The following is a 12318-nucleotide window of genomic DNA, read 5'->3' on the forward strand; positions in this document are numbered from 1 at the left end:
ACCGTATCGCTGCAACTTTACCTAAACTCGTCTTAAGATTCAATCGGTTTCGACGTTTCATGATCAGACACAACCACCGGCGTCCGGTAGCTGCGAATCAGGAAATAGACCCCCATCAATACGGCTGGGATACTCAACCACTGACCCATATTTAAGGGTAAATTATCCTCAAAAGCCACCTGATTCTCTTTGAGGTATTCGTAGAAGAATCGCAGGCTAAATACCCAAATCAGAAAAATACCCAGCATACTCCCTCGCGGGGTGCGCTCCTTGGTCCGATTCCAGAACCACAACAGAATAAAAAACAGGATCAGACACGAAATCGACTCGTACAACTGAGCAGGGTGGCGCGGAATTTTGGCGTATTCATTATTATTCATGAAAACAAACGCCCAGGGAACATCGGTTGGACGGCCTACAATTTCGGAATTCATGAGGTTGCCAAACCGAATACAGGCTCCGGCCAGCGCCACCACAATAACGATTCGGTCGGTTACCCACAAAAATGTCTGATTGGTTAACCGGCTTTGTTTCCGACGAGAATACAGCCATAGTCCAGTCAGAATACCAATAGTAGCTCCATGACTGGCCAGCCCCGCAAACGGTGGCGTAATAACCGTTAAAGGATGATGTAGCAATACGTCGGGTTCGTAAAAGAGGAAATGGCCGATGCGGGCTCCCAGAATAGTAGCCACTACCATATAAATCAGGAGTGTGTCGGTATCGGCAACAGGCTTATTCTCTTTTTTGTAGATATAGCTCATGATCTGCATACCGATCAGAAAACCCAACGCAAACAGCAAGCCATACCAACGTACTGAGAATGAACCAATGTGGAAAATTTCGGGATTGACCTCCCAAATAATGTATTGAAGCATAAGAAAGAAAAATGCGTTTGATGTTTACGGTTAATGATTGTCGGATTACTCCCAGTTGACGCAGCAAAGCTACTCATGTCAGCCTACCGTAAACCGAAAATCATGAACTATAAACCAACTAAAAGCAAAGATACATATTGCGGGAAAGTTTTTGACCGATTTGCTGTTTAAGCGTATATGATGACATCATTTTTAATTGGTCTGGTCCGAGTGTATCAGGCAGTAGTATCGCCCTATTTCCCTAATGCCTGCCGCTACACACCTACCTGCTCGCAATATACGATTGAAGCCATTCGTAAACATGGCCCCTTACGGGGTACGTGGCTTGGGCTGAAACGCATCGGTCGTTGCCATCCTTGGGGTGGGCACGGTTACGACCCTGTTCCCTGATGATTCATATATCGACAAAATAGGCTGACATTTTGACGCATTTACACATCTTGCCCGATTTTTGCCCTCGATTAGCAACATCCGGAAACCGATATTAACCGACTACCATTGACCGAAACCTATGCTTGGTATCACTGCCGATAATAAATTAAAACGCCTTATTGTTGTAGGCGACCGTGTGCTGATAAAACCTAAAGATCCTACCGACCGTACGAGTAGCGGCCTTTATCTGCCTCCCACAGTTCAGGAAAAAGAACAGGTGCAGGCTGGCCATGTCATAAAAGTGGGCCCAGGCTACCCGATTCCTGCACCTACTGAAGATGAGCCCTGGAAAGAAACAGAGGAGAAAGTAAAATATATGCCTCTTCAGGCGCAGGAAGGTGATCTGGCGATCTATCTGCAACGTAATGCCATCGACGTACAGTACGAAGGGGAGCAATATGTCATTGTTCCTCAATCGTCTATTCTGATGCTGGAGCGCCTGGAGGAGCTGTAATCCATGTCTAAGCATTAACACGATTTTGTCAGATTAATGAGAGAACGCAGATTTTTATGATGAATATGATATTTACTGGTTCATACACCACAAGCTATCCTACCCATCTACAGCGTTTACATTTAAAACAAAATCGTGTTAATACCCAAAGCGGCTACATTATGGTTGGAATCATAGCGTATCCAGGTACTTTAATACGTTGGCAACTTCTTTCCAGGATTTAAGCTTTATTTTCTGCTCAGTCAGATACCCGTTTAGTTGATCGGCCTTTTGTGGCAATGCACTGAGCAATGCCTTCTTGTTCAAAAAAACCGATTTCATTTCGCCGTCCGACAGTTTTTCAACATAAGTATCTGTCGATGGTTTTACTGTCGACACCCAGATAAAATAATCTTCGCGCTGCTCGAATCGCTTCTTGCCAAAATCATTGGCCATCGTTTCGGTATTGCTTTTGATAACCGATACGATACGTTTGAGCAGTTTTGTGTGTCGTCCGTCATACACAAGCTGGTAAAAATCTATTGGTGACCAGGTTGCTACGGCCGGAAAACCTTTTCGGAACCGGAGTGTATCGGCGGTAATGATCCCAAATTCAACTACCGAATTGACCGGAGTAAGTACTTTACCTCCTTCCACATACTCAACTTCACCCGAATAGGAGTTGTATCGTAATCGAGCGGGCACCTGCTTCCGGCCATATACGAGCCACCCATTCTGGACACTATCGCCCGGTACAAAAGGCGAGCCTTCTACATCATCGTAAGGCTTGAAATTCGGCGCATAAATTCGAATGGTACGGCTATAGCCATACTCTACCTGCGCTACGACTTGTGTAGCTATATGCAGTAAAAAACCCAATGCTATCCAATACGTAGAACGACTCATAACTTTTAGACAGAAAAGTATGTAAGCAAATAAGTAGCGACCAGATAGAGACTGGCCTGTTTACGGTTCTCCAAATTTAGCAGCTTCGGTTATTCCTTTCCAGGTATCGGTCCGAAAGGGTATTGCCGGAAAACCTTCCCGATTATACAGGTTCACATCACCGTTGTCGTCGGCCCAGCCGTATCGGACAGCGACAGGCGTCGTAACCGAATCGGCATGTACGACCACTGTATTTCCTTGGATATCGGCTTTTGCAAAATAGAACTTCTGATCGGCGCCAGCAATTTCAAATCCTTTCAGATAACCGTACTTATCTTTTACCGATAGTCCAGAACCTACATTTTGAAAGCCTATTGTAGCCGTGTTCCCATTCACCGTAAGCTTATCGAATATAGGCCCCGCGCTCACCCCGGGCTTTTGATAGGCAATTCGCATGGCTTCGGCTGCTAATCGCTTACCCACATCTTCCTTATTTTTCGGGTGAATATCGGATCGTTCGCCAATATCGGCCGTTACGGCCATACCCGTATTCGGCAACTGGAGCGTCATGGTCTGTGCTTCGCGGAGTTCAGCCCAGGTGCTTCCTTTCCGGCTATCCCCATTCGACGCGTTAAAGCTGGCTAACTGTACAAACAGAAACGGGAAATCATAACCCCAATGCTTCCGCCAGTCCTGAATCATCAGTGGGAACGATTCACGATATTGATAGGCTCGACTTGCGTTCGACTCCCCCTGATACCAGATTGTTCCGGCAATGGCGTAAGGAATCAATGGTTTCAACATGGCATTGAACAACTGGGTTGCGTAGGTATTAGGGCCTGGTTTATAAGACGATTCACTTACGGAGGCAATTCGGTATTGCCAGCTTCCTGCCAATGGGACCAATACCGACTCCCCGGCTAGTCGTAGCTGTTCGGCTTCTCCCATAAAACCACCTGCTCCACCCGTATCCTGCACGCGTACGGCAATCACATTTCGACCGGGCTTCAACAATCCATCTGGTACTGGATACGACCTCGGCGACGTCCCTTTGCCCGACCCAACCAGTTGACCGTTTATGTACGTAGAATCCTGATCGTCGATGGGGCCAAATTGGAGCGTCATTCGTTTCAGGTTGCTCCCTTCGGGAATCATAACCTCCCGACGAAACCAGACAACCCCATCCAGTGTCGGCAAGCCTTTCCATTCCCAGTCCCCCAGCACATTCATCCATTTCCATTGTGACGTACTCAAAGCGGGATCGGGCCAAGTCCGAATTTCAGCAGCCGTTGGCAAGCCACCCTGTTGAGAGGCTACGAGTTTCTGCGTTCGTTCGGAACCGCTTTTTATCACCTCTTCATAGGTAGCGGGTAACTTGCTGGCGACCAGTCGTAATTCATCATTCTGATTAAGAGCCTCCCGACTAGTCCAGGTTTCGGAATGCGTACCACCCCAGGATGTATTGATCAGACCAACAGGCACGTTCAGTTCTTTTTGAAGCTGTTTGGCAAAAAAATAACCAACGGCTGTAAAGCTGGGGGCGGTTTCAGGTGTGCAGATATCCCAGCTCCCTTCGATATTATCTTTAGGCGTTAGGCTAATATCTTTCTTGACCAGCAGTTGGCGAATGTTCGGATAGTTGGCTAGAGGGATTTCGGTCTTTGCATTGGCAGCAGCTCGCAGTGGCCATTCCATATTCGACTGCCCCGAACACACCCACACTTCACCCAGTAGCACATCATCGTAGGAAACCGTATTTTGCTTTCCCTTTATAACCAGTTGGTAAGGCCCACCAGCCTCCATTGGATCAAGCCTAAGCGTCCACTTACCTTCTTTGTCGGCTTTACCCGTTTTTGTCTGCCCGTTGAACATCAGGATGACTTTTTCAGAGGGGTCGGCCCAGCCCCAGATGGGTATGGACTTTCGGCGCTGGAGCACCATATGCGAGCCAAATACATTTGGTAATCGGACATCAGCAAAGGAGGTCTGACTAATAAGACTATTCGCAAGGCAGAACCACAAAGCGAAACGTTTCATGCTGGTAGAGGTTAAGAAAATGAATCAGAGTCCATAAAAAAGGCGGCTAGTAAAGCCGCCTACTCTCTTCTATTTCGTTGGTCAATCGCTCAACGGATTCTGCTGATTTTCGATTTCCCCTGTACTTCCAATACATTTGACAGCGCCCGCCGAACGGCGAAATTGTAGCGCAGGGTCAGTCCATAGCTCATACCTGAGCCTGCTCCCTGCAATTGGGCCTGCTGAGCCGCTGAACGATTGGCGGTATACGTTACGTCCGTCGTTACGGAATTGGCGAGCCCCCACAGTTTGCGAACCGATAAGCCTAAATCCAGCGCATTGGACAGCCGGACATTGTATTCAGCACCAAGTTCGGCCAGGGTTGCGGTCTGTGCGTTTGTGGTCGTCTGGGTTGTCAGTTGAAACATTTCAGGAGCTTCCCAACGGCCTGAGTACCGCTTACCGGTTATGGATACAACGCCTTCCTGCTGAGTAGTGTTGGGCGCTACCCACATCCCTCCACTAACCCAGAATCCCGATCGAAGCCAGGGCTTACTGGTCGAGAGAAGTAAACGTTTGCCTCGCAGAACAAACGCATTCTGATCATTTGAATACCGGAACGAAACAGTTGGCACCGTGTTGGTGATCGACATTTGTGTATGAATGGGCATGCGAGAATAGCCGCCCTCCACCATCCATCGTTCATGATAAGCCCATCCAACGACAACACCCCAGCTTGCTTTACCAACTGGGTCACTCTGAATAAGTCCATTTAACGAATTATCGAGCTGGGCTCGATCAGTCCGAACAAAACTTTCGAGGGATACGTACCAGCGGTCGCGTACCTGTGGCCCACCATAACGGCTCAGTAATCGTTTGTATTGCTGCCCATTTTCGGGTAGCTGGTAATAGTCCGTTACCCCCTGACCACATACAGGCAGTACGGCCAAGCCGAGCAGTACATACAGCAAGTAGTATTTTATCATACGGGGTATCGGTTAAATGGTATCGCAAATAACGTGATAAACATTTGTTTGTTAATCACTTACAGCTCTTTTTTTTATAAAAAGCGATTAAAATTACTAAACGTACAACCGTCTACTCAATTCCTTCACTTTTTTGAACAAAAGCGGTCCATATACAAGCTATTAATTCGCGAAATACCAATGGAAACTAGGCAAGTATATGGCGCTAACTACTAAAGTCGTTTGAGTAATTTTCTACCTTTCAGAACATAAAAAAACCCAGCCTTCAGGACTGGGCTTTCGCAACTAAAAAGTTTTTCAGGACTTAAAAGCTATGCGTTTATGAGCCATGTTTCAAAACTGGCACCGAGATGGTCATGTTATCCCAGGCAATGGCAATGCTGGAGTTCGAGGGGGTGATCGTCAGTTTTTCGATTGGTGTTTTATTCATTGAAACCGGCACTTTAATCATCGCTACATCGCTGGCTTTTATTTTTTCATAATCGTACGCCCCCCACTGACCGAGCTGACTGTTCAAAATAACACTCCATTCTTTCTCACCCGGAATCGTAAATAGTGTGTAAGTACCGGCCTTAACCATTTTACCTCCGAACATCACATCATTTTTGAACGTAATTTCCGTGGCCTCATTTGCACCGGTACGCCATACTTTCCCATATTTTTCCAGGCTACTAGACCCTTCAGGGCCAAAAATAACACGACCTTTTTTGGATGGCTGACCATACACAACCTTAATACTCTTGTCAGGGCTTTCGGCAGTCATTTTGGGACTCGCTGGTGCCTGGGCCTGAACACGAGCCACTGTTACCATAGTCAGTAAGAGCGCAACTACTGCAATTAGTTTTTTCATGGTTAACCTGTTAAGTTATTTAACTGTCTTTTATAACAGCCTAAAGTAAATGATAGTTTTTCGACATCGGTACAAAATGTAGGCCAAAAGATGGTATTTTTATCCCTGTCAATAGCCAATTATCATACAATTGGCCTAATCCGAAGGCCCAACATGGCAACTACTTATTTTAGTAAGCGAAATCTGCAATTTCTGCTCTATGAAGTATTTAAAGCAGACGAACTAACGAAATACGATTATTTCAGTGCCCACGACCGGGAAACGTTTAACCTCGTTCTGGATTCGGCGACCTACATTGCCGATACACTGATGTACCCCTACCTGAAAGAAGTCGATAAGAATCAGCCTGAACTTAAAGACGGCAAGGTACGGGTACACCCGCAAATAAAGGAGTACCTCAAAGCAATGGGTGAAGCGGGTCTGATTGGCGCTGGGTTCTCCTTCGAGCACGGTGGTCAGCAACTGCCCGAAATGATCAGTTCGTGCGTCGGCTTTATTGTGATGGCTGCCAACAACGGTATGATGTATACCGGTCTTACATCCGGCTCGGCTCACCTGATCACATCATTTGGATCGCCCGAGTTAATTGAGGCCTACGTACCTAATCTGCTTTCGGGCACCTGGCAGGGAACTATGGCACTTACAGAACCGCAGGCCGGGTCGTCACTGTCGGATGTGATCACAACAGCGACTCCACTGCCCGATGACGAATCCAAAGTAAGCCATGCAGGAGCCTATAAAATCAAGGGACAGAAAGTGTTTATATCGGCGGGCGACCACGATGCCACCGAAAACATCATTCACCTGATGCTGGCCCGGATCGATGGAGCGCCCAAAGGGACTAAAGGCATTTCTCTGTTTGTTGTTCCTAAGTATCGCAAAGACGAACAGGGGAACTTTGTCGACAACGATGTTACCTCAACCGGAGTATATCACAAAATGGGGCAGAAAGGCGTTCCGGCCATGCACCTGACGATGGGGTCGAACGATGATACCATCGGCTATCTGGTCGGGCAACCTAACCAGGGTTTGTCTTACATGTTCCAGATGATGAATGAAGCTCGTATAGGCGTTGGAATGACCGCTACTGCCATAGCTACAGCTGCCTATTATGCGGCTCTCCAATACGCGAAAGAGCGTCCGCAAAGCCGTCGTCTGAACGAGAAAAATCACCTGGATGCCCCCCAAACAGCTATTATCAATCACCCCGATGTACGCCGGATGTTGCTGTTTCAGAAAGCTGTTACCGAAGGATCGCTGTCGTTACTGCTCGAAGCTGCCCGATTATATGATCTCCATGAAGTAACGGAAGGCGAAGAGAAAGAGAACACGTTTTTGCTACTTGATCTGCTGATGCCCGTTGCGAAATCGTATCCATCCGAAATGGGTGTTCAGTCGGTCAGCCAGAGCCTACAAACCTTTGGCGGTTACGGCTATACTGAAGACTTCCCGGTAGAGCAACTTTACCGCGACATTCGTATCACGCCCATCTATGAAGGGACAACGGGTATTCAGGCGCAGGATTTGCTTGGCCGGAAGATGACCATGAAAGGCGGCAAAGCACCCCAATTGCTCTTCGCTGAAATCAGTAAAACGATAGGTACTGCCAGCACCTACGATGACCTGAAACCCTACGCCGACAGCCTGACAACCGAACTCAAACGCACCCAGGAGGTATTAACCAGCCTAATGCCCTATGCCCAACAGGGGAACATTGAGCGGTATTTGTCGGATGCCACTTTGTTCCTTGAGTTCTTTGGGATTGTGGTGGTGGCCTGGCAGTGGCTCAAACAGGCCATAGTTGCCAAACAGGCTTTACTGACCCAAAATCCTGAAGGCGACGAACTAGCCTTTTATGAAGGAAAGATTCATACAATGAAATATTTTTTTCACTACGAAGTACCCAAAACGTTGGGACTAGCCGTTCGGTTGAAAGACCCCGAAGTGCTGACAATAGTCACGGAAAAAGAACTAGCCCTGTAAGCCATCGTTCTCTTTTTGCCTAGTATACAGACAGGCCGCATTCATGTATTGAATGCGGCCTGTCTATTATTTGCTCACCATCATTTCAATTCCAATCAGGTACGATTAAAAGCACGTTTGACGATTTGATCAACCTGATCCATTCGGTATTTCAATTCCAATCAGGTACGATTAAAAGTTTGCCTCTTCTACGACCTGCGTCGAAAGCGACTGCATTTCAATTCCAATCAGGTACGATTAAAAGTCGAGAGAATTTACATAAAAAACTGCGTTGTAGGAGCATATATGCTGTTTTAGAGATTTTTTTGAGAAGGTTAGTCGTCAATCGGCAATGCTTCGAAACTACGGGCCGATCGACGACTAATTGATAATCAGACAACTAACCTCAAAACACTTGGGAACAATCTAAATTCCCAATAAGCCAAAGAGCTAATTACGCCGATAGACGACAACTGAGTAGCCTGTCCTACCGTCCACAAATGCCTTTAAAGTCACAGTATTGGCAGGTTTCTAGCCGATCCGTTTTTCGGAATGGCTCACTTAGGTCCAGAATCTGCCGAATGAGTTGCTGCAAAATGGCTTCCGAATCGGCAATGTACTGATTGGGATCGTCGTTCGCCCCAAATCGGACCGGGTTGGTTTTAAAACCGCCATTCAAATCACGGAACGAATAAAACCCAGCTTCAACGGGCAATCCACCCGTCAGAAATACGTCGTTCTTCGCTTTATCACGGGGCAACCCACCCCATTGACTGATATTTTTGAGTGCCAGATACCGATACATCCACAACTGACGCATTTTTTCCTCGCGCCCGTCTTTCAGTAGCTTTTCGGTTAAGTCGGGAGGGGTTTTATCAGCCAGATCAACGCGACCGGTTTTATAATCGACAATCCGAATCTGGCCACCATACTGCTCAATCCGGTCAACCTTACCGGCAATGCGTACCCGAATAGACACGCCCTTTTCAAGTGGTACATCCAGGTAGGTTTCCAGCGTTTGTTCAGTAGCGATCACCGTCAGGCCAGTCAGTTTGCTTTGTTCACGCTGAAAATCAAGCATGAGCTTCTGGGCCAGTTCATACAGCAGCAGATTCATACCCGATTCGATCACCCGGCCTTTCATCGATTTAGCAAATTCCTCTTCCAGCAAATGCTTGATTATGGCCTCATCAATGGGTAAGGATTTTAGTCGGTATTCTTTGTCCAGCCGTTCCAGCACCATGTGCAGCCAGCTTCCAAACTCAGCCGCCCCCATCTTTTCTTCGATATCGTCTTCTTCCGCAATATTTACAATCCGGCTAAAGTAGAACCGCATGGAGCAGCTAATGAACTGGTTCAGATAGGATGGATATAAGCCCCTCGTTGTGAGCAGGGTGATAAGCTGTTTGCGAATGGCAGCCGTTTTAGGAACGCGCAAATCGGTCAGATCGGCTACGGTATTACTCCCAGCCTTACCAAAACGAACCGTTGGGTAACTTAACTTTATACGGCCCTGGGAGCCAGGAACAAGTTCATGCTCGATCTGTCGGATAAATCGGCTTGGCTCACCTTTGCTACTTCCATAGGCATCCGTCGATGTGGTATGTAGCAGTACAATGTCGCTGGCTCGCTGGAGCAGTCGGTAAAAGTGATAGGCCATTACGGCTTCCTGCTCCCGATAGGTCGGCAGTTTTAGTTCGGCAGCTATATCGAACGGAATCAGAGAGTTCAGTCGACGGGCCTGGGGTAAAACTCCTTCATTGACCGACAAAATAATTACCCGGTCGAAGTCAAGTGCCCGCGTTTCGAGCATACCCATGATCTGCAACTGACTCTTGCCTTCGCTGGTAAATGGAATACTAGTCTGTCGAATCAACTCATACAAAAACGTACGAAAACTTCGCACGGTAACCGTAGCCTGTGATGAAGCCTGCCCTTTCTGCCCCTGCCCTCTTCCATCTGCCATCTGTTGTTCGAGTGTAGCTTCGAGTTGCTTGAGCAAGGTAAAAAACAGATACAGGTATTCGATTTCGATGGCATCCTGACTGACCCGATAAACATCCCGAAGGCGTTCGATCAGCTCGTAAAAAATTTGGACAGCCCGCATGGGTTCGTTTTCGGGCCATCGCGCAAACAAGACCTGCACGAGTGGGTCGTTCTGGCCCAGCATTCGGAGTTCGTTCTCAGTCAGATACACCCGCTGGTTCTGAACAATTTCTTTAGCCATCCACTGAAACAAGGGTTCCGGTGGCAGTTCTTCACCCGATTCGAGTACGTCGCCCGGCCACATCAGCCCTTTGATGCGCTCGTACTGCTTCACGAACGGATGATTAAGCAACTTCACCACATGCCGATGGTGGTACTTAAACAATCGTCCATTCGGGCCATCTTTCGACCGAAACTCATGCACCGTCCTCTGCATTTCAAACAGCGTATCGATTAGGGTAAAGAGTAAGGACGAACGTAGCGATAACCCCATCGTTACGTTCAGATCTGTCACATTTTCGTCCAGCGCATACAATACCGGAATCAACAGGGTTTCATCGGCCAGCACAATAGCGGTTTTCCCCCTGGCCACCGTCTTGCTGTTCTCCTGCCAGTCGCTGTAAATTTTTCCGGCTACTTTCGCCTGCATACTGGCGTTCGGCACGCCTACTACCCGAATATTTTTTTCGGTATTGAGCAGATTATTTGATAGCTGGGCTAAATCTTCGCGGTTCTGTTTTGAGAAAAACCAACCATTATCCCGGTATCGTCTCAGAAATTCCCCGGCCTCCTGCCGCCAGTCGGCTACATAATATTGATCAGCATCCCAGATCAATTCAGCTTTTTTAGCATCGATCAGCACCCGTATTATTTGCTCCTCGGCCCGGCTAAGCGCGTTGAATCCAACAAAATAGATCCGCTCATACGCCAGGTTATCACGAATCAGCGTGTCAACCTGTTGCGCCAGAATTCGATAAGCCATTCCCCGGTAAGCCAATCGCTGCTCGCTCAATCGATTGTGGAGACTGGTATAGGCACTATGCAGATTCTCAAACAGCCGGAAATAACGGGATGTACCCGGTGTTTCGACAATAGGTTTTGCCGATGATGGATGATCGACCTGCCAGCGTTCAAGTGCTTTAGCCGCCGTCAAATAGCTAAATAACTCCTGAGTATCAATCAGGTACTGATCGATCCGATCGAAATCAGCTAATAGTACGGAGGCCCAGCCAATAAATTGCTCAAACTCAACCTGTGGATCAATCACTTTGAATACCTCGAAGAGTTCGAACAACAGACTTACCGAATCGATCAACTGAACCCCGGCTGCGTGCGTAATAAAATCGTCGACCGCCAAGGCATGAGGGGCCAGAAATGGGCGATCGGATAGCGATGCCAGTTCGTCCAGAAAAACGGAAACAGCCCTACGGGTAGGCAAAATCACCCAAACATCGCTCAGGCTGGGGCCGTGGGTTTCAAAAATTCGTTGGGCCGTTTGCTGAAGAAATGTCATGAGTTGGTGCGTACATAATCAGACTGCTCCAGCAGCCAATCAGCAAAGATAACCCACCAACGACCGATTTCCTGCCCGAAAGGCCGACAATTTGCCCAATGCACAACGCAAAATTTATAAGCGATTGGCATCCAGACGCTCAATAACTCTTAACTATCGATGCGATTGGAAGTCGAAAGTGTAACACGCCTGCAATTTTGTTTCTTGGTAGTTGAGTACCATTCAGGTAGGGATGAGACACGCCACCTTATATTTTTTCCCGTTTTTACGTTACTATTTAGATTTATATGAGCCCACTAGGTAATTACGTGACTAAAATCAGCCGAATGCATTCACATAGTGTTACTTACTAACCAAAATCAATAAGTATAATTTAC

Annotated in this window: 9 protein-coding genes; 3 read left to right on the forward strand and 6 right to left on the reverse strand. The window is 47.4% G+C overall.

Annotation, left to right across the window (positions count from 1 at the left end):
* Positions 1-32: 32 nt before the first annotated feature.
* Positions 33-878: a prolipoprotein diacylglyceryl transferase gene (lgt, locus tag B5M13_RS17610; RefSeq protein WP_080056912.1), complete on the reverse strand. Its 846-nt coding sequence runs from the start codon at positions 876-878 to the stop codon at positions 33-35.
* Positions 879-1058: 180 nt separating this feature from the next.
* Here lgt and yidD point away from each other — a divergent pair, with 180 nt between their 5' ends.
* Positions 1059-1268 (forward strand): membrane protein insertion efficiency factor YidD, encoded by a 210-nt coding sequence (gene yidD, locus B5M13_RS17615; RefSeq protein ID WP_080056913.1) that lies wholly within the window; start codon positions 1059-1061, stop codon positions 1266-1268.
* A 121-nt stretch (positions 1269-1389) separates the two neighbouring features.
* Complete coding sequence (locus B5M13_RS17620) at positions 1390-1764, forward strand: co-chaperone GroES (protein ID WP_080056914.1); 375 nt, start codon at positions 1390-1392, stop codon at positions 1762-1764.
* Between the two features lie 171 nt (positions 1765-1935).
* On the opposite strand, the gene B5M13_RS17625 is transcribed toward B5M13_RS17620, so the two are convergent.
* The 4 genes from B5M13_RS17625 to B5M13_RS17640 all read right to left on the reverse strand — a co-directional run bounded on the left by B5M13_RS17625 (position 1936) and on the right by B5M13_RS17640 (position 6480).
* Positions 1936-2649 (reverse strand): hypothetical protein, encoded by a 714-nt coding sequence (locus tag B5M13_RS17625; protein ID WP_080056915.1) that lies wholly within the window; start codon positions 2647-2649, stop codon positions 1936-1938.
* 60 nt (positions 2650-2709) lie between these two features.
* On the reverse strand, positions 2710-4665 hold the full coding sequence (locus B5M13_RS17630; protein ID WP_080056916.1) for a sialate O-acetylesterase: 1956 nt from the start codon (positions 4663-4665) through the stop codon (positions 2710-2712).
* A gap of 89 nt (positions 4666-4754) precedes the next feature.
* Positions 4755-5630, reverse strand: a complete 876-nt coding sequence (locus B5M13_RS17635) for a hypothetical protein (protein WP_080056917.1) — start codon at positions 5628-5630, stop codon at positions 4755-4757.
* A 319-nt stretch (positions 5631-5949) separates the two neighbouring features.
* Positions 5950-6480, reverse strand: coding sequence for a DUF2911 domain-containing protein (locus B5M13_RS17640; RefSeq protein WP_080056918.1), 531 nt, complete (start codon positions 6478-6480; stop codon positions 5950-5952).
* Positions 6481-6633: 153 nt separating this feature from the next.
* Between B5M13_RS17640 and B5M13_RS17645 the strand changes: the two genes are divergently transcribed.
* Positions 6634-8463, forward strand: coding sequence for an acyl-CoA dehydrogenase (locus B5M13_RS17645; RefSeq protein WP_080056919.1), 1830 nt, complete (start codon positions 6634-6636; stop codon positions 8461-8463).
* Positions 8464-8929: 466 nt separating this feature from the next.
* Here the strand turns inward: B5M13_RS17645 and B5M13_RS17650 are convergent, their stop codons facing one another.
* Entirely contained in the window at positions 8930-11941 is a 3012-nt protein-coding gene (locus B5M13_RS17650) for a PD-(D/E)XK nuclease family protein (protein WP_080056920.1), read from the reverse strand.
* Positions 11942-12318: the final 377 nt, after the last annotated feature.

It is taken from the genome of Spirosoma aerolatum, from assembly GCF_002056795.1.
Taxonomy (GTDB): Bacteria; Bacteroidota; Bacteroidia; order Cytophagales; family Spirosomataceae; genus Spirosoma; species Spirosoma aerolatum.

What these genes read in the sequence shown, in the direction of transcription:
- lgt (WP_080056912.1), bottom strand. Translation starts at nt 878, where the DNA reads ATGCTTCAATACATTATTTGGGAGGTCAATCCCGAAATTTTCCACATT.
- yidD (WP_080056913.1), top strand. Translation starts at nt 1,059, where the DNA reads ATGACATCATTTTTAATTGGTCTGGTCCGAGTGTATCAGGCAGTAGTA.
- B5M13_RS17620 (WP_080056914.1), top strand. Translation starts at nt 1,390, where the DNA reads ATGCTTGGTATCACTGCCGATAATAAATTAAAACGCCTTATTGTTGTA.
- B5M13_RS17625 (WP_080056915.1), bottom strand. Translation starts at nt 2,649, where the DNA reads ATGAGTCGTTCTACGTATTGGATAGCATTGGGTTTTTTACTGCATATA.
- B5M13_RS17630 (WP_080056916.1), bottom strand. Translation starts at nt 4,665, where the DNA reads ATGAAACGTTTCGCTTTGTGGTTCTGCCTTGCGAATAGTCTTATTAGT.
- B5M13_RS17635 (WP_080056917.1), bottom strand. Translation starts at nt 5,630, where the DNA reads ATGATAAAATACTACTTGCTGTATGTACTGCTCGGCTTGGCCGTACTG.
- B5M13_RS17640 (WP_080056918.1), bottom strand. Translation starts at nt 6,480, where the DNA reads ATGAAAAAACTAATTGCAGTAGTTGCGCTCTTACTGACTATGGTAACA.
- B5M13_RS17645 (WP_080056919.1), top strand. Translation starts at nt 6,634, where the DNA reads ATGGCAACTACTTATTTTAGTAAGCGAAATCTGCAATTTCTGCTCTAT.
- B5M13_RS17650 (WP_080056920.1), bottom strand. Translation starts at nt 11,941, where the DNA reads ATGACATTTCTTCAGCAAACGGCCCAACGAATTTTTGAAACCCACGGC.